Source organism: Solimonas fluminis (assembly GCF_002930645.1).
GTDB lineage: Bacteria > Pseudomonadota > Gammaproteobacteria > Nevskiales > Nevskiaceae > Solimonas_A > Solimonas_A fluminis.
The window spans coordinates 76,610-100,767 of sequence record NZ_PSNW01000005.1 but is presented as its reverse complement, the minus strand read 5'-3'; the positions used below and the strand labels follow the sequence as shown (position 1 = coordinate 100,767).

Sequence of the window (24,158 nt, the reverse complement as noted above, 5' to 3'; positions counted from 1 at the left end):
GCGCTTCCAGGGTACCGATACCTACGTCGCCACCAACGACCTGATGATGGCCGTGAACGCCGCCGTGACGCTGCAGCGCCCGCTGCTGGTCAAGGGCGAGCCCGGCACCGGCAAGACGCAGCTGGCGCGCGAGATTTCCGCGGCGCTGGGCCGCCCCTTCATCGACTGGGCGATCAAGTCCACCACCAAGGCCCAGCACGGCCTCTACGAGTACGACGCGGTGTCGCGCCTGCGCGATTCGCAGCTCGGCCAGGAGTCGGTGAAGGACATCCGCAACTACATCATCAAGGGCAAGCTCTGGGAGGCCTTCGACAGCGACGTGGCGCCGGTGCTGCTGATCGACGAGATCGACAAGGCCGACATCGAGTTCCCCAACGACCTGCTGCGCGAACTCGACCAGATGGAGTTCTACGTCTACGAGACGCGCGAGAACGTCAAGGCCAAGCACCGTCCGATCATCATCATCACCTCCAACAACGAGAAGGAACTGCCGGACGCCTTCCTGCGCCGCTGCTTCTTCCACTACATCCGCTTCCCGGACAAGGAGACGATGCAGCAGATCGTCGACGTGCATTTCCCCGGACTGAAGAAGCACCTGATCAAGGAAGCGATGGAGGTGTTCTTCGGCCTGCGCGACATCCCGGGCCTGAAGAAGAAGCCTTCCACCTCGGAGCTGCTGGACTGGCTGAAGCTGCTGCTGGCCGAGGACATCGATCCGGCCGTGCTGCACGATGCCTCGACCAAGAAGAGCCTGCCGCCGCTCTACGGCGCGCTGCTGAAGAACGAAGCCGACGTGCATCTGTTCGAACGCGTTGCCTTCATGGCGAGGCGTTCATAGGGCAACGGCCCGCAGCACGAAAAACGGCGCCCGAGGGCGCCGTTTTTCGTTGCCGCTGAAGCCGGCCCGGGTTCAGACGAACAGGAAGGCCACGGTGCGGGCCAGTTCACCGATGACGGCGTCGGCGCTGCTGTGGCAGCGGTCCGGCATGCCGGTCATGCGCAGCCAGACCCCGGAGATCACGCCGGTCTTGTGGTCCGGATGCTCCTGGCTCAGCACGATGGACTGCTGCGGCAGCTTGGGGTCGGGCTGCACGCGGATCGCGACCTCCCCGCTGCGGCGCGAGACGTTGAAGTAGCGGATGCGCGGGTCGTCCTTGAGCTTGGCCTGCAGCGTCTCGCTGTAGCTCACGATCTTTTCCCACTCGGCGCGCAGCTTCGCCTCGTTCTCCTGCTTGTCCTGCTGCTCGCGTTCGCGGTGCGCCCGGATCGAGCGGGCCATGCCCTCCAGGGGGTCGGCAACCGACGGGGGCGCTGCGGGCTCCGCCGGCTTGGGCGTGCCGAGCTCGGGCAGGATGAAGTTGAAGCCGGCGATCGGCGACGAAGGCAGGCTGGCCGGCGGCGGCGCCTTGGGCGGCGGCGGGGCGGCGGCCACCGGTGGCGGCGGGGGTGGCGGTGGCGGTGCGGGCGGCGGAGCCAGCACGGCGCTCAGGGCCGGGATCAGCAGCGGTTCGGTGCCCGGCTCGGCAGCGGCCGAGGGGCGCGGCGGCACCGGCACGGCGGACACGCCGGTCAGCGGCAGGGTGGAGTCCGGCGGCGGCTCCTGGACCACCGGGGCGCGCATGATCGTGGTGGCCATGGTGTCGGCCGCGGCTGCGGCGGCCACGCTGGCGCTCTGGTCGTGGAATTCGAGGCGCTGGGCGCCGATGTAGATGACGTCGCCGTTCTTCAGCGGCGCGCGGCTGATCCGCTGGCCGTTGAGGATCGTGCCGTTGCTGCTCTTCAGGTCCTCGACGAAATAGCGGCCGTTGACGTAGCCGATCATGGCGTGACGACCCGACGCGAACGTGTCGGGCAGCACGATGTGGTTATCCGGCCGGCGGCCGATCGACAGGGACGTCTGGCCCAGCGGCCATTCCTCGGTCGAGGCGCCTGACTTGCGGATGATCTTTGCCATCTCGGTCCTGGGTCCTGGTACGGGTGCGAATCCTCGTTGTGACATTGTCGGCAGGCACGGGGACACATGCAATGGATGGGCCTACCCCATCCCCCGATATGGGTCGGCCCCCGGCCCCGCGGCGGGCCGGATTCTTCTGGAGCCCCCCCGTGCAAGATTCGCGCCTCCCGCGCTCCCTGGGCGGGGCGGGGCCGGGGCGAGCCGCCACTGACAAAATTGGTCAGCTTCTGACGCCGACGGCGGCAAGCTTACGCGATCAGGAATGCCAGGTCGCGGACCCGTTCGGACATCGCCTCCCGGGCGGTGGCGTAGCAGCGGTCGGCTTGGCCGCTGCGGCGGGCGGTGGCGGGACCGCCGGAGCTGTCACCAGCGGTAGGCGGCCGCCGCAGCGGGGCCTTTGCGGCGGCGTGCGCGCGAGGCCTATGGATCGACGAAATCCAGGCGCTGCAGGCCGATCAGGATGATATCGCCATGGCGCGGCGGGGCCTCCCGGACGGCGGATCCATTGTCAGCTGGAAAGAACCCAACTCGATTTCTTCCGTGCCCTCGCGTGTTTTCCTGACGATCTTCGCCATGTTCGCTGAATGCAGGCTCCCCGGAGGGCTATTGTCCGACGCGGCCCTTTTGCAGGTAAAGGCACGATGTCACGGATGGCTGCCGCGCAGCTCCCGTACCGCCTGCTCCAGCGCCGCGGCGCGGGCCTCCGCCGCCGGCACGGCCGGGGCGGCGCTCATGCCGATGCGGGCGCGCAGGCGCCGCGGCAGGCGCATGCGCCGCAGGCGGCTGTCGCGGCGCGACCACATGCTTTCCCAGAGACCGCTCAGGGCCATCGGCACCACCGGCGCCGGGCTGCGCTCGATGATGCGCTCGATGCCCGGGCGGAAACCCTGGATCTCGCCATCCGGCGTCAGGCCGCCCTCGGGGAAGATGCCGACGATGTCGCCGGCCGCCAGCGCGGCGGCGATGTCCTCGAAGGCCTTGTGCATCAGGGCCTCGTCCTCCCTGGCGGGGGCGATGGGGATGGCACGGGCGGTGCGGAAGATGAAGTTCAGCACCGGGATGCGGAAGATCTTGTGGTACATCACGAAGCGCACCGGCCGGCGGATGTTGCCGCCGAGGATCAGGGCATCGACGAAGCTGACGTGGTTGCAGACGATCACCGCCGCGCCCTCGTCGGGGATGTGCTCCATGCCGCGCTGGTCGATGCGGTACAGCGTGCGCGTCAGCAGCCACACCAGGAAGCGCATCATGAACTCGGGCACCAGCGAGTAGATGAACACGGCCACCGCCGCATTCATCAGCGCCACCACCAGCAGCAGCTCCGGGATCGTCAGGCCCGCCTTGAACAGGCCCACGGCCAGGGCGCCGGCCACGACCATGAACAGGGCGTTGAGGATGTTGTTGCCGGCGATGATGCGCGAGCGGTGCGAGGGCTCCGAGCGGGTCTGGATCAGCGCATACAGCGGCACGATGTAGAAGCCGCCGAAGATGCCGATCAGCACCAGGTCGGCCACCACGCGCCAGGCGCCGGGCTGCTCCAGGAAGGCCTGCGCGGTCAGGCCGGTGGCCGTCGCCATGCCCGGATGGGCCAGGTACAGGTCGATGCCGAACAGCGTCAGGCCGATGGAGCCCAGCGGCACCAGGCCGATCTCCACCTTGTGGCCCGAGAGGCGTTCGCAGAGCAGCGAGCCGGCGCCGATGCCGACGGAGAACAGGGTCAGCAGCAGCGTGGCCACGGAGGGATCGCCGCCCAGGACCTGGCTGGCGTAGGTCGGCATCTGCGACAGGAAGGCGGCGCCGTAGAGCCAGAACCAGGAGATGCCCATCACCGACAGGAACACCGTGCGATTGGTCCGCATGAAGCGCAGGTTGCGCAGGGTCTCGGTCAGCGGGTTCCAGTTGATGCGCAGCTCCGGCGCCGCTGGCGCGGCGGGCGGGATCGCGCGGCAGGCGGCGTAGCCGGCCAGGGCCAGCGCCACCACCACGGCCGCCACCCAGTGGGTGCCGCCGGGCTGCGCCACCAGCCAGCCGCCCAGCACCGTGCCCAGCAGGATCGCCAGGAAGGTGCCGGCCTCGACCCAGGCGTTGCCGCCGACCAGCTCTTCCTCGCGCAGGTGCTGCGGCAGGATGGCGTACTTCACCGGGCCGAACAGCGCCGCCTGGAAACCCAGCAGGAACAGCACTCCCAGCAGCAGCGGGATGCTGCCGAGCCACAGGCCGACGGCACCCAGCAGCATGATGCCGATCTCCAGCAGCTTGATGCCGCGGATCAGGCGCGACTTCTCGTATTTCTCGGCCAGCTGGCCGGCGGTGGCGGAGAACAGGAAGAAGGGCAGGATGAACAGCACCGCCGCCAGGTTCACGTAGAAGCTGACCTGCTCCTGGGCCAATCCCGCAATGCCGAAGGTCACCAGGATGACCAGGGCGTTCTTGAAGACGTTGTCGTTGAACGCGCCCAGGGCCTGGGTCAGGAAAAACGGTCCGAAGCGGCGCTGCCGCAGCAGGCTGAACTGGCTGTCCTGGCTCATCGTGTTCCCGTCTCGTCGTTCTGTGGCCGACAGTTTAGCGGCGCGGCGCCGGCATGTAGCGGCGCAGCAGGGCGTGCACCGGCAGGTACAGCAGCAGCAACAGCGCGGCCATCTCGGTGAAGACCCAGGCCAGCGGGGGCATCCAGCCCTGCGGCTCGGTATCGCTGAAACCCCAGACGTAGTTGATGTTCACCGGGCCGATGCCGTGGTCCGCCGACGGCGGCGGCAGGAACAGGAAGCAGGTCCATACCAGGGCCCAGGCGAGCGCCGTCCACAGCCACAGCGCCCGGCGGTCGTAGCCGAGGCGCATCACCAGGTACAGCAGCAGGATCGGCAGCCAGCCATGGAACAGCGACAGGCCGCGCAGGTACAGGGGGCGCGCCTCGTCGAACATGTAGGCGGTCATGCCGGTGAGTTGCCCGCCGGCCAACTCGAAGGCGAAGTCCAGCAGCCACAGGCCCTGCGAGGCGAGGATGCCGACCGCCGGCAGGGAGGCCAGCAGCGGCTGTCCGGTCCAGACCGCGGCCAGCGTCAGGAACAGCGCCACGTCGCAGAAATAGAGGAAGTTGGCCGGGCCGTAGTGATGCCAGTACACCGGCACCAGCACCGCCATGAACAGCGTGTAGCCGAGCTTGACCGCCATCGGGATGCGGCCCGCGGGCACTGCCTGTCCTGTCATGTCGTGATTCCCCCTGTTCCCACTATAAATGGACAGCGATCAGTTTTGTCCACAAAATGCGGCCCATGGGACGACGCAATCTCCACACCCGCGAGCAGCAGCGCGACATGGCGATCGCGGCGGCGGAACTGATCCTGGTCCGGGAGGGCATCGACGAGCTGAGCATGCGCAAGGTCGCGCAGGCCATCGGCTATACCGTCGGCAACCTCTACCTGCTGTTCCAGAACCAGGACGACCTGCTGGCCGCGCTCAACGAGCGCACCGCCGATGCCATCTACCTGTCGCTGCGCGACCGCATCGAGCCATTGGACGACCCGCGGGAGAGGCTCGGCGCGATGGCGCGGGGCTATATCGAGTTCGCCACCGGCAATCCCCATCGCTGGCGCCTGCTGTTCGAGCACCAGTTGCCGGAGGAGATGAAGCCGCGCCCCAGTGCCGACGCACGCATCCGCCGCCTGTTCGAGCTGGTGGAAGCCACGCTGGCGATGCTGGAGCCCCGGCTCAAGGCCGAATCCCTGCGCCTGCGGGCGACCACGTTCTGGGGGGGCATCCATGGCATCTGTTCCCTGGCGGTCAGCGGCAAGCTGAGCTGGGGCGGACGCAGCAGCGACTACCGGCTGTACTGCGAGGAGATGATCGCGGCGTTCTTCGGTGCCGCGTCCTCGCGCGCGAAGGCGGTCCGGCGGTCCTGACGCCGGTCCCGTTCCCGATCGAAGCGACCCTGCCGCAGGAAGTGCAGGGTCTGCCGCAGCGCTTCCGGCTGCCGCATCATGAACGGGTGGCTGGTCGGCAGCAGCAGGAAGTCCTGCATGCCGTCCAGGCGGGTACGCGTCACCGCGACCTTGCCGTCGTCCGGGCCGGGGATCACCAGCGACAGCAGGACGTTCCAGGAGCGGTCGCCGGCGATCACGCCCAGCTCGAACGGCGCGGGGCCGAGACGCCGCCCCGCGGAGCCCTCGCCGGTTCCCAGCTCGCCTCCGGCCGGACCGCCGTAGTGACGGAACAGCGGCCAGCCCGCGGCACGATCGACGATCTCGCTGCCCTGGTTCGGCGGCCCCAGCATTACCACGCGGCCGATGCGGCCGGCTTCGCCGGTGGCTGCCAGCTGGCGCACCAGGATGCCTCCCATGGAATGCGTCACATAGTGGATGGGCCGGACCTCGCCCGGAAAGCAGCGCGCGACCTGCGGCGCCACGTGATCGTGCGCCAGCTCCGTCACGTCGTGCGCGCGCGAGGGATAGTCGATGTTGCAGACCTGGTAACCCTCGCGCCGCAGCGCCTGCGCCATCGGTTCCATCGACGCGGCGCTGCGCGCCAGTCCGTGCAGCAGCACCACCGGTTGTCCGGCACCGGCGGCGGCCGGCAGGGCCGCCAGCAGCAGGGCGAGCATGATCAGCGGCCTCATGGGGCTGTTCCTTCTTCAGTTCTGGATGCCGTATTCCTTCAGCAGCTTCTCGGTACGCGCCTGCGCCACCTTGTTGATCAGCTTGTTGGCCTCGAACTGGTCGCGCAGCGTCTTGGCCAGCGTGAAGGTGGCGCCGGTGAGGAACAGGGTTCCCAGGATCATGTAGCCGCGCATCCAGATCTCCACCGGCATCACGGTGAGGCCGAAGACCATGCCGCCCAGCGCGCAGGCGAAGGAGGCCTTGACGAAGAAGATCCAGCCCGGCGAGTCCAGGCGGGTGGAGTCGAAGTTGTCGGTCGTATCCATGTGCGGTTCTCAGATCAGGTGCAGCAGTTCCTGCGCCAGGCGCAGGCTGCCTGGCAGGGCGAAGACGAAGGCCATCGCCGCGGCGGCCAGCAGCAGGCGGGCGGCGCGCAGCGGCGAAAAGCCTTCGGGCGAACGCGGGGTGCTCATATGAACATTGATCAATTGTCGGGCACGGCGGTACGGCCGGCCAGGCGCGCTTTCAGTTCCGCGAGGCGGGCATCGACTGCCGCCGCCAGGTCGACCTGGGCGACCTCGCGCTCGAAGCGGCCGTCCTCGTTCAGCAGTTCGGCCGCCGCCTCGGCCTCGGATTCGTAGCGCGAGGCCTTCTGCGACAGGCGGTCCATCTGCTGCGCGCGGTCCATGGCGCGGGTGTATCTGTCGCTGGCGCGCGCGGCGCTGCCCAGGGCGGTGGCGGCGGTCTGGTTGGCGTTGATCACGGCGGCCCGGCCGTGCGCGGTCTCCAGCTCGGCCTTCAGGCGCTGCACCTGCTCGCGCAGCCGCGCGGTGGCGCGCTGCGCCGCCGCCAGCGGGGTCTCCAGCGCCTGCGAGCGGCTGCGCGCCTGCACCGCACGCTCCAGGGCGCCGCGCGCGCGGATTTCGTCGCCGGACTGCAGCAGGCGCTCGGCCTTCTGCTCCCAGTCCGCGGCCTCGGCACCGGCGGTCTCGCGCTGGCGCTGCAGCTGCTTCTCGGCGCCCAGCGAGACCACCAGGGCCTGGTTGGACTGCTGCAGGTCGTCGCCCAGTTCGCGCAGCACCTGGGCGGCCATCACCTGCGGATTCTCGATCCCGTCGATCTGGTGGTGGGCCTGGGCGGTGACCAGGCTGCGGATGCGATGAAGCAGGCTCGGCATGAACGTCTCCTCCGTGTCCGTTCAAAACTGAACGTTGTTCATTGAAGTTAGGAGCAAGTGCCCGGGCTGTCAATGCAGGGATCACGCAAGGGCTTGCGGCGACTGGAAAAATAGCCGCTGCTCGGCGCTCACCAGCGCCACAGCAGGCTGAGCAGCAACTGGCGGCGCTCGTAGCGCGCGCCGGTCTCGGCGCGGGCTCGGATTCCGCGGCCCTGCAGGTCCAGCGCCAGTTGCGGCGACAGGGCGTGGTTCAGGCCCAGCGTGCCGATGTCGGCGCGCGAGTCCAGGCGGAAGGCGGTCTCGCCGTCGAAGACATCGTCCGGCGCCACGGCGTCGGACGCGGCGGGGGCGGTGGGGGCGGTGGAGACCAGGTCGCCGTCCAGATGCTGGTAGCCGAGGTACAGCGTGCTGCCCGGGCGCAGCTCCCAGTCGAGGTCGGCGCCGAGCATGCGGACATCGGTGTCGAACACGGCCGAGTCGGCGCGGCGCTGGCGCAGCTGCGCACCGGCGCGCAGGCCGATGCGGGTGGTGAGCGGGGCGCTGGCGAAGACGCCGAACCGGTACTGCGCGCCGTCGCGCAGGCGACTGTCGAACTCCCAGGCCGTGGCGCCGGCCAGCAGCTCCAGCACCGGCACGTGGAACCCGGCGCCGGGCCGGTAGAGCCAGCGGGCCTGCAGGCCCAGCTGCAGGCTGGACAGGCCCCGGCAGTCGTCGAACTGCTGGGCTTCCAGCTGCGGCCGCCACAGCAGCGTGCTGGAGTCGGACAGGCGCCAGGGCCGGTCGACGCCCGCGGCCAGCAGGGCGAAGCGGTCGCTGCGTTCCCGGCCGCCCTCGCGCACGTTGGCGACGTTGCTGTCCTGCCCGAGCGCGAACTCCCCGGAGAAGTCGGCGGCCCGTGCCGGCGCCAGCGCGGCGCAGCAGCTCAGGCCCAGCACGGCGATCGGCCTCTTGCCCATGGATTCCCCCTGTTTCCCCGGGAGCCATTGTGAACCAGATACTGGTGGCCGCGGCCAGGGCATGCTGAACTGGGACGGTTGACGGGGGAAGACCATGAAGCCGCAAGCTGACGACGAAGCCGACGATTCCCGCCGGGAGTTCCTGCTGCAGGCCCTGTCCCTGGGCCTGCTGGCCGGCGGCAGCGGCTGGCAGACCCAGGCCCTGGCCGGTGTGCTCGGCGAACTGCCCGGCAAGCTTCCGCAGGGGCGCTCGATCTTCTCGATGCAGGGCGAGGTGCTGGTCAACGGCCGGCCCGCAAGCCGCGACACCCCGATCGGTCCCGAGGATCACGTGAAGACCGGCAAGGGTGCCAGCCTGGTTGCGGTGGTCGGGCAGGATGCCCTGATCCTGCGCGGCGATTCGGAGCTGAAGCTGGATGCCGGCCGCGCCGCGCGCCAGTTCTTCCGCCTGGTCAGCGGCGCCATGCTGACGGTATTCGGCCGGCGCGAACGTGAATTGTCGGTGTACACGCCGACCGCCACCATCGGCATCCGCGGCACCGGCGTCTACTTCGAGGCCGACCCGGAGAAGACCTATGTCTGCACCTGCTATGGCCGCGTGCAGATCGAGGCCGGCGACGATCCGGCGGTGCGCGAGGAGATCGTGGCGCGGCACCACGATGCGCCGCGCTACGTGCTGGCCAAGCCGCAGAACGGCCGCCGCATCGTTCCCGCCTCCTTCCAGTGGCATACCGACCTGGAACTGATGACGCTGGAGGCGCTGGTGGGCCGCGAGGTGCCGTTCAAGCTGGAGGCGGGGCAGTACAAGGGGCCGCGGCGGGAGTACTAGGCCCCCAAGCCCCTCTCCCTTCGGGAGAGGGGAGGGCGAGGGCATGGATGCCCGAGGTAGGGCAACGCAGGGAGCAGTTGCCGAGGTGAGGGGCGCGAGCAACAAGTGCGTGCAGTTGCTTGTTGCTCGCGACTCCCTCGCCCGCGCCTTCGGCGCGACCTCTCCCGGAGGGAGAGGCAGGACGATCCTCAGGCCTTGCCGCTGAGCTGCGCCACGATCGCAGGGTTCTCCAGCGTGCTGGTGTCCTGGGTGATCTCCTCGCCCTTGGCGATGGAGCGCAGCAGGCGGCGCATGATCTTGCCGCTGCGGGTCTTGGGCAGGTTGTCGGCAAAGCGGATGTCGTCCGGCTTGGCCAGCGCGCCGATCTCCTTGGCTACGTGGTCGCGCAGTTCCTTGGCCAGCTTGTCGGCTTCCTCGCCGGTCGGGCGGGGGCCCTTGGCGATGACGAAGGCGAAGACGCTTTCGCCCTTGACCTCGTGCGGGCGGCCGACCACGGCGGCTTCGGCGATGCGCGGGTGCGAGACCAGGGCGCTCTCCACCTCCATGGTGCCCAGGCGATGCCCGGAGACGTTCAGCACGTCGTCGACGCGGCCCATGATCCAGTAGCAGCCGTCGGCGTCGCGATGGGTGGAGTCGCCGGCGACGTAGTACTTGTTCTGGAACTGGCCCCAGTAGGTCTTGATGTAGCGCTCGTTGTCGCCCCAGACCGTGCGCAGCATCGACGGCCAGGGCTTGGAGACGACGAGGTAGCCGCCGGCATCCTGTTCCCTGATCGGCGTGCCGGCCTCGTCCACCACCTCGACGCAGATGCCGGGCAGGGGCTTGGTGCAGGAGCCGGGCTTGGTGGTGATGGCGCCGGGCACGGGCGCGATCATGATGGCGCCGGTCTCGGTCTGCCACCAGGTATCCACGATCGGCAGGCGCTCCTTGCCGATCACGCGGTGGTACCACATCCAGGCTTCGGGATTGATCGGCTCGCCGACGCTGCCCAGCAGGCGCAGCTTCGACAGGTCGTACTTGTTGGGCCATTCCTCGCCCAGCTTCATCAGCGCGCGGATCGCGGTGGGCGCGGTGTAGAAGATGGTCACGCCGTGGTCCTGGCAGATCTTCCAGAAGCGGCCGGCATCGGGAATCGTCGGGGCGCCTTCGTACATCAGGATCGTCGCGCCGTTGGCCAGCGGGCCATAGGCGACGTAGGAGTGGCCGGTGATCCAGCCGACGTCGGCGGTGCACCAGAAGACGTCGTCGTCGCGGATGTCGAAGACCCACTGCGTGGTCATCGTCGCGCCCAGCAGGTAGCCGCCGGTGGAATGCTGGATGCCCTTGGGCTTGCCGGTGGAGCCGGAGGTGTAGAGCAGGAACAGCGGGTGCTCGGACTCGACCCATTCCGGCTCGCAGCGCTCGGAGGCGGTGTCCATCAGCTCGTGCCACCACAGGTCACGGCCGGCCTGCATGTCCACGCCATGGCTGGTGCGCTGGTGCACGATGACCTTGCCGATGGTCTTGCAGCCGGCGGCGAGTGCCTCGTCGGCGACCTTCTTGAGCGGCACGATGTTGCCGGCGCGGTGGCCGCCGTCGGCGGTGATCAGCAGGCGGGCGCCGGTGTCCTCGATGCGGTCCTTCAGCGAGCTGGCGGAGAAGCCGCCGAACACCACCGAGTGGATCGCGCCGATGCGGGCGCAGGCCTGCATGGCGATGACCGCCTCGGGCGCCATCGGCATGTAGATCACCACGCGGTCGCCCTTGTTCACGCCCTGGGCCTTGAGCACGTTGGCGAGCTTGCAGACCTCGGCGTGGAGCTGCTTGTAGGTGTAGTTGCGGGTGTCGCCCTTCTCGCCCTCGAAGCGGATCGCGATCTTGTCGCCCCGCGCCAGCAGGTGGCGATCCAGGCAGTTGGCGGAAGCATTGAGCTTGCCGTCGGTGAACCAGCGGTAGTTCGGCGCGGCGCTGTCGTCCAGCACCTGCGTGAACGGCGTCTGCCAGCCGAGGTTCTTCTTCGCCAGGCCGGCCCAGAATCCGGTGTGGTCGGCCTGCGCCTCGGCGTGCAGCGCGGCGAGTTTCTCCGCATTCAGGCGCGCCCGCGCGGCGAACTCGGCCGGCGGCGGGAATACGCGGTTCTCGGTTAGGACGGATGCGATGTTGTCGGAACTCATGCCTGTCTCCGCAGAGCTGGTTGCGATGTCGTTGTCACGGGTGGACGCTACGCGGTCCGGGGCGTTCTTATGGCATGAAGCCGTATCCAAGTCCATCGTTCATGTCCTTGAGTCAGTAGGAGGGCGGATGCCCGCCAGCTCGTTGCGCCAAGGCCCCGGCGCAAGAGCGCCGGGGCCTTGGCATGGTTCAGTGCGACGAGGCCGCGCTGGCGCCGATGCCGGTCTGCGAGCGCACCAGCTGGCCCTCGAACAGCGCCGCCTCGCGTGCTGCCTGCGCGGAGCTGTCGAGCACCGAGAACAGCCAGCAGCCGACGAAGGCCACGGTCATCGAGAACAGGCCGGGAGCGTCGTAGGGGAAGATCGGTTCGGCGTAGCCGAACACCTTCACCCATACGGCGGGGCCGAGCACGGTCAGCGTCACCGCGGTGGCCAGGCCGAGCCCGCCGCCGATCACGGCGCCGCGCGTGGTCAGGCCCTTCCAGAACATCGACAGGATCAGGATCGGGAAGTTGGTGCTGGCCGCGACCGCGAAGGCCAGGCCCACCATGAAGGCGACGTTCTGCTTCTCGAACACGATGCCGAGCAGGATCGCCACCACGCCCAGCGCGAGTGTCGCCATGCGCGAGACCTTCAACTCCTTGGCGTCGTCGACCTTGCCGCGGGCGAAGACGTGGGCGTAGAGGTCGTGCGATACCGCGGCGGCGCCGGACAGCGTCAGGCCAGCGACCACCGCCAGGATCGTGGCGAAGGCCACTGCCGAGATGAAGCCCAGCATCACTTCGCCGCCCACCGCGTGGGCCAGGTGCACGGCGGCCATGTTGTTGCCGCCGAGCAGGCCGCCCTTTTCATCCAGGTAGATGCTGTTGGAGCCCACCAGGATGATGGCGCCGAAGCCGATGATGAAGGTCAGGATGTAGAAGTAGCCGATGAAGCCGGTGGCGTAGAACACGCTCTTGCGCGCTTCCTTGGCGTCCTTCACGGTGAAGAAGCGCATCAGGATGTGCGGCAGGCCGGCGGTGCCGAACATCAGTGCCAGGCCCAGCGAGATCGCCGAGATCGGGTCCTTCACCAGTGCGCCGGGGCCCATGATGGCGTCGGCCTTCGGATGGACCGCGATGGCTTCGGTGAACATGCGGTCGAAGGAGAAGCCGACGTGCCGCATGACCATGAAGGCGATGAAGCTGGCGCCTCCCAGCAGCAGCACCGCCTTGATGATCTGCACCCAGGTGGTGGCGAGCATGCCGCCGAAGGTGACGTAGACCACCATCAGCACGCCGACGATCACCACCGCGGTGGAGTAGTCCAGGCCGAACAGCAGCTTGATCAACTGGCCGGCGCCGACCATCTGCGCGATCAGGTAGAAGGCGACCACCACCAGCGTGCTGGAGGCGGCGAGCGTGCGGATCGGCGTCTGGCCGAGGCGGTAGGCGGCGACATCGACGAAGGTGAACTTGCCGAGGTTGCGCAGCCGTTCGGCGATCAGGAACATGATGATCGGCCAGCCCACGAGGAAGCCGATCGAGTAGATCAGGCCGTCGAAGCCGGAGCCGAACACCAGCGCCGAGATACCCAGGAACGAGGCCGCCGACATGTAGTCGCCGGCGATCGCCAGTCCGTTCTGGAAGCCGGTGATGCCGCCGCCGGCGGCGTAGAAGTCGGCGCGCGACTTGGTGCGTCCGGCCGCCCACTTGGTGATGAACAGCGTCAGGCCGACGAACACCAGGAACATCGCGATGGCGATGGGGTTGATCTCGGACTTGGTGGTGGCGCCTTCGAGGGCACCGGCCGCATGGGCGGGCAGGGCGAGGGCCGCGGCGGAGGCGGCGAGGAGCTTGCGCAGGTTCACGGCTGGCCTCCCCCGACTTTCTCGTGCAGGCGGGCGGTCAGGCGGTCGTACTCGCCGTTGGCCTTCCAGACGTAGATGCCGGTCAGCAGGATCGCGGTGAGGATGACGCCGATGCCGAGCGGGAAGCCCAGCGTGGTGGCACCGTCGCCGATGCGCTGGCGCAGGACGTCGGGCGCGAAGGCGATCAGCAGGATGAAGCCGTAGTACACCGCCAGCATGATGGCGGTGAGGACCCAGGCCAGGCGCGAGCGCTTGCGGGTCAGTTCCAGGTAATGCGGATCGCGGCCGATCCGCTCCAGCAGTTCAGTGGGCATCGTTTCTCCTCCGTGCGCGGGCAGCTGGATGCTGCTTGTGCTTTTCATGGAGCAGTTAGGATGCCAGCCGGGATATCGAGAAAAAACAATGAGATGAGACGTTACCGGGGTTCCTGGCCTGTTACGGGACGTAACGCCGTTGTCACGAAGCGTGCCGCCGGGGGCGATCCTGCTAGATCCGGACGAGGTGGCGCCTGTCAGGGCCGGACAGAATAAAATGTGACGATATCCGGGCGCCCATGCAGCGTCCGCACGACCAGGCAGGCTGAAAGGGACTATGGCGGCAGATTTCGAGATTCACCGGGATACGGAAGGCCGGTGGTACTGGACCTTCCAGGCGGGCGACAACCAGACCATCGCCCGCGGGGCTGAAACCTACGCGCACCGCGTCGAATGCATCCATGCGATCAGCCTGGTGCGCACGCTGGCGCCGCGCTGCCGCATCTTCGACATGACCGAGGCCGGCACGGCCAAGGTCATTACGCCCGACGCCGCCTAGCGGCCGCCGGGGCGTTTTCCCCTGACGCAGAGCACCCGGCCCACCGGGCGCGGCCTGCGCGCGCAGGACCGGGGAATCCCCTGCTTGGGGGGCAGGTGCATCCACCATCGTTTGTTAGCGTCCGGCGCGGGCGTGCCGCTGCGCGCCGGGCATCATTCACCAAGGGAGATACGACAACATGCGAAACAAGAAGACCGCCATGGTCCTGCTGATGCTGATGGCGCCGGGCATGGCGCAGGCGGACGAGGTGGCCCGGCACGGCGGCCTGGGCCTGCGGCTGGGTACCGCGGGCATCGGCATCGACTACACCTACGGCCTCAACCGCTTCTTCGACCTGCGTGCCGGCTACAACTTCGGTTCCTACAGCGACAGCTACGAGGAAGACGGCATCGACTACGACGCCGACCTGAAGATCAGCGCCGCCTCGCTGATGGTGGACTACAAGCCCTTCGCCGGCGGCTTCCGCATCAGCGCCGGACTCTACACCAGCGCCCCGGAGCTGGACCTGGACGCGCGGACCCGCAACAACACCGAGACCTTCGAGGTGGGCGACCGCGAGTACCGCGGCGACGACCTGCGCCTGGACGGCGGCATCGACCTGGGCTCGACCGCGCCCTACCTGGGCATCGGCTGGGGCGGTACCACCAATGCCACCGGCTTCGGCGTGAGCTTCGACCTGGGCGTGATGTTCACGCAGTCGCCGGATGTGGCGCTGGCCGCCTCCGGCCGGGCCTGCGACGCCACGGCCAACCCGGACTGCGATCCCACGGACCCGGCGGAGAGCTTCGACGCGGCCAGCAACCCGCTGTTCCAGACCGAACTGCAGAACGAAGTGAAGAACCTCGAGGACGACTCCGAGGACTTCAAGTTCTGGCCGGTGCTGAGCCTGGGCCTGCACTACCGCTTCTGAGCGCGACGCTGGCGGCACGAAGAAGGGCCTGCGCGAGCAGGCCCTTCTTCGTGGGTTCGCCGCTTCAGCGGCAGATGTTGCGCGTGATGGGCACGGCCTCCGTCATCAGCTGGTTGCCGATGTCGATCAGCCGGCCCTTGGTGGTCCTGAGGTCGGCGCTGACCTGCCAGTCGAGCTGGTACTGGCGTCCCGGCGTCAGGCGGATCGCCACGGCATGCCGATGGCCGGTGGCGGTGGCCGCCTCGGGGTCGCCGAGCACGTCGCCGAGGTCCATGCGCAGGTAGACCACGCTGGCGGTGGTCACGTCGAAGTCCAGCGTGGAGGCCAGCGGTGCGCCGCCCGGGGTGGTGGCGCCGCGCCCGGCCCTGGGATCGGCCGCGCCCACGTACTGCCACTGCGGCTTGCCGGGGAAGCAGAAGAACAGGTTGGCGCCGGTCCCCGGCGAGATGCGCAGGTTGTGGGTCTGCTTGGCGGGCGCTCGCGCGCCGCCGAGGCTGCTGCAGCCGGTGCTGACCAGGCAGAGGGCGGCGAGGCCGGCGATGAAGATCGGTTTCATGGTTCTCCTGGGCGGATATCGACCGGTTGCCGCTCATGGCGGGGCCGGTTCGCGCTGTCTGCCGCCATTCTGCCTCAACGGCGGGCCATCGACCGCGGAATCCGTCCCAGTGGCTTGCCGCGTTCGTCCACCGGAATCTGGGTGTCCTCCTCGCAGAGCCGTTCACGCCCGGCGTCGCAGCGCATGCGCTTGCCGCTGGTGAAGATCTGCACCACTTCGCCGGTCCAGCGCGACTGCTCGTCCCGCAGGACCTTGCGGCCCTGCAGGCGCGTGCCGTCGGCATAGGTGTAGGTGGTCTCTCCTTCGCAGGCGCCGCTGGGTGCGGTGTCGCATTCCTCGCGGTCGCCGCCCGGGTAGTGGCGCACCAGGCGGCCCTGCCAGACCGGTCCCCGGTCCCCGGGCACCAGGCGGCCCTGCAGGCGGCCGCCGCTGCGGAACCACAGCGTCGCCGCGCCGTTGCAGGCGCCGCGCGCATCGCGCTCGCATTCGAGGCGCTCGCCGCCGGCGTCGGCCGGCTGGGGGCGCCCCTTCGCGGCGGCGGCGACCGGGAGCGGCCGGACGACGTCGCGGCGGTTGTCCGGCGGCGCAGCGCGGACCGGGACTTGGCAGCGGCCTTCGGCGTCGGCCATGCATTCGCTGCGTTCGCCGTTGGGCTGGTAGCGCACCAGCAGGCCATGCCAGCCCGGCTTGCCGTCCAGCTTGCTGCGCAGGCCGGAGAGCCGCGTCCCGTCCGGCTGGGTATAGGTGGACAGGCCGATGCAGTCGCCGGCGCTGTCGCGCGTCCGGCACTCCCAGCGCGCGCCATCGGGCGCGGCCAGGGCCGGCAGGGCCAGCAAGGCCAGCAGCAGGAGGGCGAGACGGCGCGGCGTGGTCGGCAAGGGTGTTTCCGGCGAAGGGCGATGCGGCGATTCTGCCGCCGCCCCGGGGCTGGATGCAGGCCCTGTGCCGGGCCTGCGGTGCCGCAAGGCCGCCGGGCGGACGGCGCGGCTCAGGGTTCGCGCCGCCGCGGCAGGTTCATGCGGCTGCGCCGCTCCCACAGGGTCTTGCGGCTGATGCCCAGGGCCTTGGCCAGGTCCGACTCGGTCATGCGGTCCTGGTTCTGCAGCACGAACTGGCGGAAGTAGTCCTCCAGGCTGGTCTGTCCCGCGGCGGCCGGCGGCGGGGGCGCCGCGCCGACCGGGATCGCCAGGTGCTCGGGCTCGATCGTGGGACCGTCGCAGAGGATCACGGCGCGTTCCACCGCGTTGCCCAGCTCGCGCACGTTGCCGGGCCAGTGGTGCGCGCGGATCGCCGCCAGCGCGCGCTGCGACAGCCGGATGCCGCCGCGGTTGAGCTTCTGCGCGGCGCGTTCCAGCAGGTGCCGCGCGAGGCGCTCGACGTCGTCGCCGCGCTCGCGCAGCGGCGGAAGCATCAGTTCCATGACCTTGAGGCGGTAGTAGAGGTCCTCGCGGAACGTGCGCTCGCGCACCATCTGCTCCAGGTCGCGGTGGGTGGCGGCCAGCACGCGCACGTCCACCTTGCGCGAGGCGGTGGAGCCGACCATGCGCACCTCGCCTTCCTGCAGCACGCGCAGCAGCCGTGCCTGCACCGCGGGAGCCAGCTCGCCGACCTCGTCCATGAACAGGGTGCCGCCGTGGGCGGCTTCCACCAGGCCCTGCTTGCGCTGCGTGGCGCCGGTGAAGGCGCCCTTCTCGTGGCCGAACAGCTCGGCCTCGATCAGGCTGTCGGGAATCGCGGCGCAGTTCACCGCGATGAAGGGGCCGGCGGCGCGCGCGCTGCGCTCGTGGATGGCCCGTGCCGCCAGCTCCTTGCCGGTGCCGGACTCGCCGCGGATCAGCACGGTGATGTCGGCGCCGGCGACGCGCTGGATGCGGTCGGACACCGCGCGCATCGCGGCGCAGTCGCCGACCATGCCGGACACCGGGAAGTCCCGCGCGACGTCCTTCTTCAGCGCGGCGTTCTGGCGCGACTGCAGGCCGCCCTGCAGCAGGCGCGCGATGGTCAGCAGCATCTCGTCGTGGTCGAAGGGCTTGGCGATGTAGTCGGCCGCCCCCTTCTGGATGCATTCCACCGCGGAGCGGATGCTGGCGAAGCTGGTCATGATCAGCACCGGCACCGGCCGCGCCCGCTCGATCACCTCGGTGCCGAGCACGCCGGGCAGGCGCACGTCGGCGATGATCAGGTCGAAATCCTGCAGGCCCAGGGCCTCGGCCTCGGCGACGCTGCCGGCCTCGGCGGTGTCGTAGCCGTGCTTGGCCAGCAGGCGCGCCAGCTGGCGCCGGATGACCTCCTCGTCCTCGATGATCAGGAGGCGGCTCATGACGTCGCGAGCAGCGTGGAGGGCCTCCGCGCAAAGCGCGGGGATCCCAGCGTCGCGAGTCGACGTGGGTCCGGATGTAAACCATGCCTGGAAAGCGCCATTGGAGGCTGTCTCATGTCAGTACCGTGGCCAGTGAATCCGGTGCGGCGGGCAGCCGCACGGTGAAGGTGGAGCCGGCGCCCTCGCGGCTGTCGACGCCGATGCTGCCGCCGTGGTCGCTGACGATGCGGTAGGCCAGCGGCAGGCCCAGTCCGGTGCCGCGGCCCGGATCCTTGGTGGTGAAGAAGGGCTCGAACACGCGCTCGCGCAGGGCCTCGGGGATGCCGCTGCCCCAGTCCTGCACCTCCAGCGTCACCGAGCCCGCACCGCGCGCGGCGCGGATCTCCACCCGGCCGCCGGGCGGTGAGGCGTCGGCGGCGTTGCCCAGCAGGTTCAGCAGCACCTGCGTCAGGCGCGCCGGATCGCCCTCGATCCACAGTTCCGGCGCCAGCCGGCTGTCGAAGGCGATGTCGCGCGCGGTGGGCGACAGCCGCACCAGGCGGATCGCCTCCACCACCAGCGCCGCCAGGTCCAGGCGCACCAGGGTGCGCGATTCCTGCACCGCCGGCCGGGCGAACGTCAGCAGCGACTGCACGATGTCGCTGATGCGGCGCGACTGCTTGAGGATTTCCTCGATGCCGTACTGCCGTTCCGCGGCGTCGTCCTCGTCGCGCAGGTTCTGCGCCACGCAGGTGATGCCGGTGAGCGGATTGCCGATCTCGTGCGCCACGCCGGAGGCCAGGGTGCCGATCGAGGCCAGGCGCGCGCTGTGGGCCAGCTCCGCCTCCAGCTGCTGCTGTTCGGTGAGGTCCTCCACCAGCAGCACCAGGCCGGCGGCGGCATCGTCCACCCCGGCGCCGATGTCCTCCTTGTGCAGGTTGAGCCAGCGGCGCTTGCCGTCCAGGGCCAGCTGCAGCTTGTAGCGGTGCTGCTGCGCGCTCTCCAGGAAGTCGCCGAACAATCGAGCCCAGGGCGCGGGCAGCTGGTCCACGCGGCTGCCAAGCACGGCGTCGGCCGGCAGGCCGGAGAGCTCGGCCATGCGCTCGTTCCAGATCGTCACTTCCAGGTTCAGCCCCAGCGAGCAGACGCCCACCGGCAGGTCCTGCAGGATCTGCCGGTGGAAGCGGCGCAGCTGGTTGAGCTCCGCCGCGAGGCCGCGCAGGCGGTCCTGCGAGTGCTCCAGCTCTTCTTCCACCAGCGGGCCGGCACTGCCGGCGGCGGTCGTGGCGCCGAGCAGTTCGCGCGCCAGTTGCGGGCCGACCAGGCCGGAGAGGTTGCGCTGCAGGCGCTCCTGCAGGAAATGCAGCTGCCGCGGCCGGCGTTCGTCGGCGCCCAGCTTGAGATCGGAGAGGGCGCGTTCGATCTCCGCCGCCGCCGTGTCCGGGCCGAGCGCGCCGGCGACACGTTCGCGCAGCGCCGCCACGCCCGCGGCGCGCGGCTGCGGGCTGAGCAGCAGTGCGGCATCGAGGCGGCAGGCGCGATCGGCCGCCTGCTCCTTGGGCGTGGGCCGCGTGAGCAGCGACACGCCGATGAACAGCAGCAGGTTGGCGGCCAGCGACCAGAAGCTCACGAAGGTCCAGATGCCGCTCTGGTGCAGCGGCCAGTCCGCCAGCGGCGAGGGCCGGCCGCTGATCAGCGGCAGGACCAGCACCAGGAACCACACCGTCATGCCCGCGCTGGTCCCGGCGATGAAGCCGGCACGCGTGGCGCGCGGCCAGGCCAGCATGGCCGCCACGGCCGGCAGGAACTGCGTGACCGCGACGAAGGAGATCAGGCCGAGCTGCACCAGGCCGCGGCTGTCGCCCACCGCGAGATAGGCGCCGTAGCCGGTGAAGATCACCACGGCGATCAACAGGCGCCGGCCCCAGAGCAGGTGGCCGTAGAAGTCGGTGCCGGAACGCGGGCGGCGGCCGCGCAGCCACAGCGGCAGCACCAGGTGGTTGAGGCACATCGCCGCCAGCGCGAGGCTCTCGACGATGATCATGGCGCTGGCGGCGGAGATGCCGCCGATGAAGGTCAGGTAGGTCAGCCAGCCGCTGGGCTCCTGCAGCGCCAGGCGCAGCGCGTAGTAGTCGGCGGCGCCGTCCATGCCCAGCTTCTGGCCGGACCACAGCACCACCGGGATGGCCAGGTTCAGCAGCAGCAGGAACAGCGGGAAGGCCCAGCTGGCGGTGCGCAGGGCGCCGGGCTCGATGTTCTCGGTAAAGATCATGTGGAACTGGCGCGGCAGCAGGAAGGCCGCGGAGAAGGCCAGCAGCAGCAGCGTGCTCCACGCACCCTCGCGCAGCGGCGCATGCAGCTGCTCCACTGCCTGCGGGTTGGCGCGCAGCCATTCGTCCAGGCCCGCGGGCCCGCCGAAGACGCCGAACACGGCGAAGGCCGCGGTCGCCAGCAGCGCCACCAGCTTGATCAGCGACTCGAAGGCGATGGCCACCACCAGGCCCTCGTGCTTCTCGCGCGGCGTAACCTGGCGTGCGCCGAACAGCACCGCGAACAGCGTCACGGTGACGCAGAACACCAGCGCCAGCACGCCGGGCGGCACCTCCTGCGTCAGCACCTGCGCCGAGGTCACCACGGCCTGGATCTGCAGCGAGATGTAGGGAAGGATGCCGACCAGCATGAACAGCGTGACCAGGGTGCCGGTCCAGCGGCTCGGGTAGCGGAAGGCGAAGAGGTCGGCGAGCGAGGTGAGCTGGTAGTCGCGCACCAGCCGCAGCAGCGGCTGCAGCAGCACCGGCGCCAGCAGGAAGGCCAGCGTCACGCCGACGTAGATGGTCAGGAAGAGATAGCCCTGGTTCTGCGCGAAGCCGACGCTGCCGTAGAAGCTCCAGGTGGTGGCGTAGACGCCCAGCGACAGCGTGTAGGTCAGCGGATGGCGCGCGACGCGGGCGGGAATCCAGCCGTTCTCCGCGGCATAGGCCACCAGGAACAGGGCGCCGAGGTAGACCAGCGCCGCCAGGAACAGCTGCCAGAGCTCGGGCGTCATGGATCCTGCCGCTGCGCCAGCGCCGCCAGGGCGATGATCGCGCCCCAGACCGCATACAGCGTCCACCAGGGCATGCCGGGCGCCACCCACAGCTGCAGCGCCGGCGACAGCAGCGCACCGGCCGCGAGCAGGAACAGCACCAGGGCCTGATCGCCGCGGCCCTGGCCGTCTTCGTTCTTGCGCATGCCTTTCCTCCTGCGATCCAGTATGCCCGTTTGTTACCTACGGTAACGCCACCGTCACCTTCGGTGACATCCCCGGTTCCCGCCGCCGTTGTTCCTCGAAGGGTCAAGTGCTTGTTGCGGCGGGATTTTCCGTCTCCTCCGGGGGATGGCATGGCCGTTGCCCCCTCCATCACAACGCAGGCCCCGTGCCTGACGAAACACAAGAGCCATCCCGGTGCAAAGGAGCGAGGAGATGAACAAGACGGCAATCGCGGCGCTGGCCGCCGCAGCGATGTCCCCCATGGCCCAGGCGGTCGACTTCAAGCTCGGGGATACCAACCTGACGCTGGGGGGCTACATCAAGGTGGACGCCATGTACTCGCGCTTCAGCGAGGGCAGCGTGGCGCAGGGCTCCGCGCGTGATTTCTACGCACCCGGCGCGATCCCGGTATCGGGCGCGGCCGGCGGCAGCAGCTCCTACTTCGACATGCACGCCAAGGAAACGCGGCTGTTCCTGAAGACCGACACGCTGGTCGAGGGCTACAAGCTCGGCAGCTACCTGGAGATGGACTTCATCGTCAATCCGGGCGCCGGCAACGAGCGTGTCACCAATGCCTACAACATCGGCCTGCGCCGTGCCTACCTGACGATCGACAACTGGCTGATCGGCCAGGACTGGTCGACCTTCCAGAACCTGGTGGCGCTGCCGGAGACGCTGGACTTCGTCGCCTTCCCCACCGACGGTACGCCCTTCGTGCGCCAGCCGCTGGTGCGCTACACCGCCGGCGGCTTCGACGTGTCGGTGGAGAACCCGGAGACCACCGTGACCACCGGCACGGGCACGCAGAACACCACCGACCAGAACACCATTCCCGATGCCTCGGCGCGCTACCGCTTCGAGGCCGGCGGCGGGCAGTTCTCCATCGCCAGCGTGGTGCGCCAGCTCAAGCAGGACGGCGCCGGCAGCGACGTCGGCTACGGCCTGAGCTTGGCCGGCAAGATTCCGGTGGGGCGCGACGACATCCGCTTCACCGTCAGCGGCGGCGACGGCATCGGCCGCTACATCGCCATCAACACGGTCAACGACGCCGCGGTGGATGCCTCCGGCGACCTCGAGGCCTTCTCGGCCTACGCGGCCTACATCGCCTACCGCCACGTCTGGAGCGACAAGTGGCGCAGCACCGCCACCGTGTCGATGCTGCGCGCCGACCACGACGTGGCCCTGACCAGCGATGCCGTCACCAAGAGCGTCAACAGCGCCAGCCTCAACCTGCTGTACTCGCCGGTGCCGAAGATCACCGTCGGCGTCGAGTACCGGCGTGCCGAGCGCGAGGTGGAAAGCGGCGCCGACGGCAGCCTCGACCGCCTGCAGGTGGCCGCCAAGTACGCCTTCTAGTTCCGGTCCCCGACCTCCGGCGCTCTCCCCCTCATCGCGCCGGCATTCCCCGCCGCGGCCACCCCACCGGGTGCCGCGGCTTTTTCTTGGGCGTCGCCGGGGCCTTACACTGGCGGCATGCATTACCAACACCGATACCACGCCGGCAATTTCGCCGACGTCTTCAAGCACGTCCTGCTCTGCGGCCTGCTGCGCGCCCTGAGCCGCAAGGACAAGCCCTGGCGGCTGCTCGATACCCATGCGGGCAGCGGCCTCTACGATCTCGGCGACGAGGCGGCGGAGCGCACCGGGGAGTACCGGGACGGCATCGGCCGGCTGGCGAACGCGACGGGGCTGCCGGCGCCGGTGCGCGACTACCTGGAGCTCGTCCGTGGCTTCGGCGGGCGCTACCCGGGCTCGCCGCTGCTGGGCCTGGCCTGTGCGCGCGAACAGGATCGCGTGGCGGCCTGCGAGAAGGTGCCGGCGGTGTTCGCGCAGCTCAAGGCCCATGCCGGCGGTGACCCGCGCGCCCAGCTGCACCAGCGCGACGGCTACGAGAGCCATGCCCTGCTGCCGCCACCGGAGAAGCGCGGCCTGGTGCTGGTCGATCCGCCGTTCGAGCGGCCGGACGAGTTCGACGCCATCTCGGCCTACCTGAAGAAGGCCAGCGCCCGCTTCGCCGGCGGCGTCCACGCGGTGTGGTACCCGGTGAAGAACCGCCACGAGGCCGACCGCTTCCGCCGCCGCCTGATGCGCGAGCACCCCCGCTCCGGGGTGGACCTGCAGCTGCACAACGGGGCGGAGGCGGAGGGCCAGATGCGCGCCTGCGGCCTCTGCGTACTGAACCCGCCTTACGGCTGGGCGTCGGAAATGGAACCGGCGCTGCGATGGCTGGCCCGCGAACTGGCGCAGGGGCCGCGCGCCGAACACCTGGTGGAAGCCTGGGAGGCTGCCGCGGCATGAGCGAGGCGAAGATCGAGACCCTCCACGAAGGCCGCTTCCTGCGCCTGCTGAAGGATCGGCACTGGGAGTATGTCGAGCGTACCAACTCCAGCGGAGCCGCCTTCATCCTGGCGGTGACGCCGGAGGACGAGCTGCTGCTGGTCGAGCAGTATCGCCTGCCGCTGCATGCACGGACCATCGAACTGCCGGCCGGCATGATCGGCGACGACGAGGGCTTCAAGGGCGAGGCGGTGGAGGCCTCGGCGCTGCGCGAGCTGGAAGAGGAAACCGGCTACCGCGGCAGCGCCGCGCGCATCCTGGCCAGCGGCCCGGTGGCCGCGGGGATGACCTCCGAGCAGCTGCACCTGGTGGAGATCACCGGCCTGACCCGTGTCCACGCCGGCGGCGGGGTGGAGGGCGAGGACATCACCGTGCACCGCGTGCCCCTGCGCGAGGTGCATGGCTGGCTCGAGCGCAAGCGCGCCGAGGGTTTCCAGGTGGAGCCGCGCATCTACGCGGCGCTGTACTTCCAGGGCAGGGGATAGG

24 protein-coding genes are annotated in these 24,158 nt (G+C 69.5%); 8 read left to right on the top strand and 16 right to left on the bottom strand.

Annotated elements, in window-relative coordinates:
- Positions 1–43: 43 nt before the first annotated feature.
- Positions 44–838, top strand: a complete 795-nt coding sequence (locus C3942_RS10605; protein ID WP_104230514.1) for an AAA family ATPase — start codon at positions 44–46, stop codon at positions 836–838.
- A gap of 72 nt (positions 839–910) precedes the next feature.
- Here C3942_RS10605 and C3942_RS22540 read toward each other — a convergent pair whose 3' ends face one another.
- From C3942_RS22540 to C3942_RS10590, 3 genes are all read right to left on the bottom strand, one after another.
- Entirely contained in the window at positions 911–1,954 is a 1,044-nt protein-coding gene (locus tag C3942_RS22540; protein ID WP_207766051.1) for an FHA domain-containing protein, read from the bottom strand.
- Positions 1,955–2,598: 644 nt separating this feature from the next.
- Positions 2,599–4,482 (bottom strand): MFS transporter, encoded by a 1,884-nt coding sequence (locus tag C3942_RS10595; protein ID WP_104230361.1) that lies wholly within the window; start codon positions 4,480–4,482, stop codon positions 2,599–2,601.
- Between the two features lie 34 nt (positions 4,483–4,516).
- Complete coding sequence (locus C3942_RS10590) at positions 4,517–5,161, bottom strand: hypothetical protein (protein ID WP_104230360.1); 645 nt, start codon at positions 5,159–5,161, stop codon at positions 4,517–4,519.
- A gap of 65 nt (positions 5,162–5,226) precedes the next feature.
- Between C3942_RS10590 and C3942_RS10585 the strand changes: the two genes are divergently transcribed.
- Entirely contained in the window at positions 5,227–5,853 is a 627-nt protein-coding gene (locus C3942_RS10585) for a TetR/AcrR family transcriptional regulator (RefSeq protein ID WP_165797416.1), read from the top strand.
- Here C3942_RS10585 and C3942_RS10580 read toward each other — a convergent pair.
- The 5 genes from C3942_RS10580 to C3942_RS10565 form a co-directional block, all read right to left on the bottom strand.
- Entirely contained in the window at positions 5,772–6,566 is a 795-nt protein-coding gene (locus tag C3942_RS10580; RefSeq protein WP_104230358.1) for an alpha/beta hydrolase, read from the bottom strand. The two genes, C3942_RS10585 and C3942_RS10580, sit on opposite strands and share 82 nt — an antisense overlap.
- A gap of 15 nt (positions 6,567–6,581) precedes the next feature.
- The gene (locus C3942_RS10575) at positions 6,582–6,872 is read right to left on the bottom strand and encodes a YiaA/YiaB family inner membrane protein (RefSeq protein ID WP_104230357.1); all 291 of its coding nucleotides are present in this window, start codon (positions 6,870–6,872) and stop codon (positions 6,582–6,584) included.
- Between the two features lie 9 nt (positions 6,873–6,881).
- The gene (locus C3942_RS22275) at positions 6,882–7,019 is read right to left on the bottom strand and encodes a hypothetical protein (RefSeq protein WP_165797415.1); all 138 of its coding nucleotides are present in this window, start codon (positions 7,017–7,019) and stop codon (positions 6,882–6,884) included.
- A gap of 11 nt (positions 7,020–7,030) precedes the next feature.
- A complete protein-coding gene (locus C3942_RS10570; protein ID WP_104230356.1) occupies positions 7,031–7,723 on the bottom strand; it encodes a PspA/IM30 family protein in 693 nt (230 codons plus the stop codon).
- Between the two features lie 128 nt (positions 7,724–7,851).
- Complete coding sequence (locus tag C3942_RS10565) at positions 7,852–8,679, bottom strand: hypothetical protein (protein ID WP_104230355.1); 828 nt, start codon at positions 8,677–8,679, stop codon at positions 7,852–7,854.
- Positions 8,680–8,773: 94 nt separating this feature from the next.
- Between C3942_RS10565 and C3942_RS10560 the strand changes: the two genes are divergently transcribed.
- On the top strand, positions 8,774–9,508 hold the full coding sequence (locus C3942_RS10560) for a FecR domain-containing protein (protein ID WP_104230354.1): 735 nt from the start codon (positions 8,774–8,776) through the stop codon (positions 9,506–9,508).
- A 188-nt stretch (positions 9,509–9,696) separates the two neighbouring features.
- Here the strand turns inward: C3942_RS10560 and acs are convergent, their stop codons facing one another.
- The 3 genes from acs to C3942_RS10545 all read right to left on the bottom strand — a co-directional run bounded on the left by acs (position 9,697) and on the right by C3942_RS10545 (position 13,821).
- The gene (acs, locus tag C3942_RS10555; protein ID WP_104230353.1) at positions 9,697–11,661 is read right to left on the bottom strand and encodes an acetate--CoA ligase; all 1,965 of its coding nucleotides are present in this window, start codon (positions 11,659–11,661) and stop codon (positions 9,697–9,699) included.
- 187 nt (positions 11,662–11,848) lie between these two features.
- On the bottom strand, positions 11,849–13,501 hold the full coding sequence (locus C3942_RS10550; RefSeq protein ID WP_104230513.1) for a cation acetate symporter: 1,653 nt from the start codon (positions 13,499–13,501) through the stop codon (positions 11,849–11,851).
- Positions 13,502–13,503: 2 nt separating this feature from the next.
- Positions 13,504–13,821, bottom strand: coding sequence for a DUF485 domain-containing protein (locus tag C3942_RS10545; protein WP_104230352.1), 318 nt, complete (start codon positions 13,819–13,821; stop codon positions 13,504–13,506).
- A gap of 277 nt (positions 13,822–14,098) precedes the next feature.
- Here C3942_RS10545 and C3942_RS10540 point away from each other — a divergent pair, with 277 nt between their 5' ends.
- Together C3942_RS10540 and C3942_RS10535 are read left to right on the top strand one after the other, a co-directional pair.
- Positions 14,099–14,320, top strand: a complete 222-nt coding sequence (locus C3942_RS10540; protein WP_104230351.1) for a YegP family protein — start codon at positions 14,099–14,101, stop codon at positions 14,318–14,320.
- Between the two features lie 178 nt (positions 14,321–14,498).
- Complete coding sequence (locus C3942_RS10535) at positions 14,499–15,230, top strand: hypothetical protein (protein ID WP_104230350.1); 732 nt, start codon at positions 14,499–14,501, stop codon at positions 15,228–15,230.
- Positions 15,231–15,294: 64 nt separating this feature from the next.
- Here C3942_RS10535 and C3942_RS10530 read toward each other — a convergent pair whose 3' ends face one another.
- From C3942_RS10530 to C3942_RS10510, 5 genes are all read right to left on the bottom strand, one after another.
- On the bottom strand, positions 15,295–15,786 hold the full coding sequence (locus C3942_RS10530) for a hypothetical protein (protein ID WP_104230349.1): 492 nt from the start codon (positions 15,784–15,786) through the stop codon (positions 15,295–15,297).
- A gap of 74 nt (positions 15,787–15,860) precedes the next feature.
- Entirely contained in the window at positions 15,861–16,664 is an 804-nt protein-coding gene (locus C3942_RS10525) for a hypothetical protein (protein ID WP_104230348.1), read from the bottom strand.
- Between the two features lie 110 nt (positions 16,665–16,774).
- Positions 16,775–18,106, bottom strand: a complete 1,332-nt coding sequence (locus tag C3942_RS10520) for a sigma-54-dependent transcriptional regulator (RefSeq protein ID WP_104230347.1) — start codon at positions 18,104–18,106, stop codon at positions 16,775–16,777.
- Between the two features lie 112 nt (positions 18,107–18,218).
- Positions 18,219–21,131 (bottom strand): sensor histidine kinase, encoded by a 2,913-nt coding sequence (locus tag C3942_RS10515; protein WP_104230346.1) that lies wholly within the window; start codon positions 21,129–21,131, stop codon positions 18,219–18,221.
- Complete coding sequence (locus C3942_RS10510) at positions 21,128–21,316, bottom strand: hypothetical protein (RefSeq protein WP_104230345.1); 189 nt, start codon at positions 21,314–21,316, stop codon at positions 21,128–21,130. Before C3942_RS10510 ends, C3942_RS10515 begins: the two co-directional genes overlap by 4 nt.
- A 232-nt stretch (positions 21,317–21,548) precedes the next feature.
- On the opposite strand from C3942_RS10510, the gene C3942_RS10505 reads away from it, so the two are divergent.
- The 3 genes from C3942_RS10505 to C3942_RS10495 all read left to right on the top strand — a co-directional run bounded on the left by C3942_RS10505 (position 21,549) and on the right by C3942_RS10495 (position 24,157).
- Positions 21,549–22,691, top strand: a complete 1,143-nt coding sequence (locus C3942_RS10505; RefSeq protein WP_243393573.1) for a DcaP family trimeric outer membrane transporter — start codon at positions 21,549–21,551, stop codon at positions 22,689–22,691.
- Positions 22,692–22,808: 117 nt separating this feature from the next.
- Positions 22,809–23,633, top strand: a complete 825-nt coding sequence (locus tag C3942_RS10500) for a 23S rRNA (adenine(2030)-N(6))-methyltransferase RlmJ (protein ID WP_104230344.1) — start codon at positions 22,809–22,811, stop codon at positions 23,631–23,633.
- A complete protein-coding gene (locus C3942_RS10495) occupies positions 23,630–24,157 on the top strand; it encodes an NUDIX hydrolase (RefSeq protein WP_104230343.1) in 528 nt (175 codons plus the stop codon). Before C3942_RS10500 ends, C3942_RS10495 begins: the two co-directional genes overlap by 4 nt.
- The last annotated feature ends 1 nt before the right edge of the window (position 24,158 follow it).

What these genes read in the sequence shown, in the direction of transcription:
- C3942_RS10605 (WP_104230514.1), top strand. Translation starts at nt 44, where the DNA reads ATGATGGCCGTGAACGCCGCCGTGACGCTGCAGCGCCCGCTGCTGGTC.
- C3942_RS22540 (WP_207766051.1), bottom strand. Translation starts at nt 1,954, where the DNA reads ATGGCAAAGATCATCCGCAAGTCAGGCGCCTCGACCGAGGAATGGCCG.
- C3942_RS10595 (WP_104230361.1), bottom strand. Translation starts at nt 4,482, where the DNA reads ATGAGCCAGGACAGCCAGTTCAGCCTGCTGCGGCAGCGCCGCTTCGGA.
- C3942_RS10590 (WP_104230360.1), bottom strand. Translation starts at nt 5,161, where the DNA reads ATGACAGGACAGGCAGTGCCCGCGGGCCGCATCCCGATGGCGGTCAAG.
- C3942_RS10585 (WP_165797416.1), top strand. Translation starts at nt 5,227, where the DNA reads ATGGGACGACGCAATCTCCACACCCGCGAGCAGCAGCGCGACATGGCG.
- C3942_RS10580 (WP_104230358.1), bottom strand. Translation starts at nt 6,566, where the DNA reads ATGAGGCCGCTGATCATGCTCGCCCTGCTGCTGGCGGCCCTGCCGGCC.
- C3942_RS10575 (WP_104230357.1), bottom strand. Translation starts at nt 6,872, where the DNA reads ATGGATACGACCGACAACTTCGACTCCACCCGCCTGGACTCGCCGGGC.
- C3942_RS22275 (WP_165797415.1), bottom strand. Translation starts at nt 7,019, where the DNA reads ATGAGCACCCCGCGTTCGCCCGAAGGCTTTTCGCCGCTGCGCGCCGCC.
- C3942_RS10570 (WP_104230356.1), bottom strand. Translation starts at nt 7,723, where the DNA reads ATGCCGAGCCTGCTTCATCGCATCCGCAGCCTGGTCACCGCCCAGGCC.
- C3942_RS10565 (WP_104230355.1), bottom strand. Translation starts at nt 8,679, where the DNA reads ATGGGCAAGAGGCCGATCGCCGTGCTGGGCCTGAGCTGCTGCGCCGCG.
- C3942_RS10560 (WP_104230354.1), top strand. Translation starts at nt 8,774, where the DNA reads ATGAAGCCGCAAGCTGACGACGAAGCCGACGATTCCCGCCGGGAGTTC.
- acs (WP_104230353.1), bottom strand. Translation starts at nt 11,661, where the DNA reads ATGAGTTCCGACAACATCGCATCCGTCCTAACCGAGAACCGCGTATTC.
- C3942_RS10545 (WP_104230352.1), bottom strand. Translation starts at nt 13,821, where the DNA reads ATGCCCACTGAACTGCTGGAGCGGATCGGCCGCGATCCGCATTACCTG.
- C3942_RS10540 (WP_104230351.1), top strand. Translation starts at nt 14,099, where the DNA reads ATGGCGGCAGATTTCGAGATTCACCGGGATACGGAAGGCCGGTGGTAC.
- C3942_RS10535 (WP_104230350.1), top strand. Translation starts at nt 14,499, where the DNA reads ATGCGAAACAAGAAGACCGCCATGGTCCTGCTGATGCTGATGGCGCCG.
- C3942_RS10530 (WP_104230349.1), bottom strand. Translation starts at nt 15,786, where the DNA reads ATGAAACCGATCTTCATCGCCGGCCTCGCCGCCCTCTGCCTGGTCAGC.
- C3942_RS10520 (WP_104230347.1), bottom strand. Translation starts at nt 18,106, where the DNA reads ATGAGCCGCCTCCTGATCATCGAGGACGAGGAGGTCATCCGGCGCCAG.
- C3942_RS10515 (WP_104230346.1), bottom strand. Translation starts at nt 21,131, where the DNA reads ATGACGCCCGAGCTCTGGCAGCTGTTCCTGGCGGCGCTGGTCTACCTC.
- C3942_RS10510 (WP_104230345.1), bottom strand. Translation starts at nt 21,316, where the DNA reads ATGCGCAAGAACGAAGACGGCCAGGGCCGCGGCGATCAGGCCCTGGTG.
- C3942_RS10505 (WP_243393573.1), top strand. Translation starts at nt 21,549, where the DNA reads ATGAACAAGACGGCAATCGCGGCGCTGGCCGCCGCAGCGATGTCCCCC.
- C3942_RS10500 (WP_104230344.1), top strand. Translation starts at nt 22,809, where the DNA reads ATGCATTACCAACACCGATACCACGCCGGCAATTTCGCCGACGTCTTC.
- C3942_RS10495 (WP_104230343.1), top strand. Translation starts at nt 23,630, where the DNA reads ATGAGCGAGGCGAAGATCGAGACCCTCCACGAAGGCCGCTTCCTGCGC.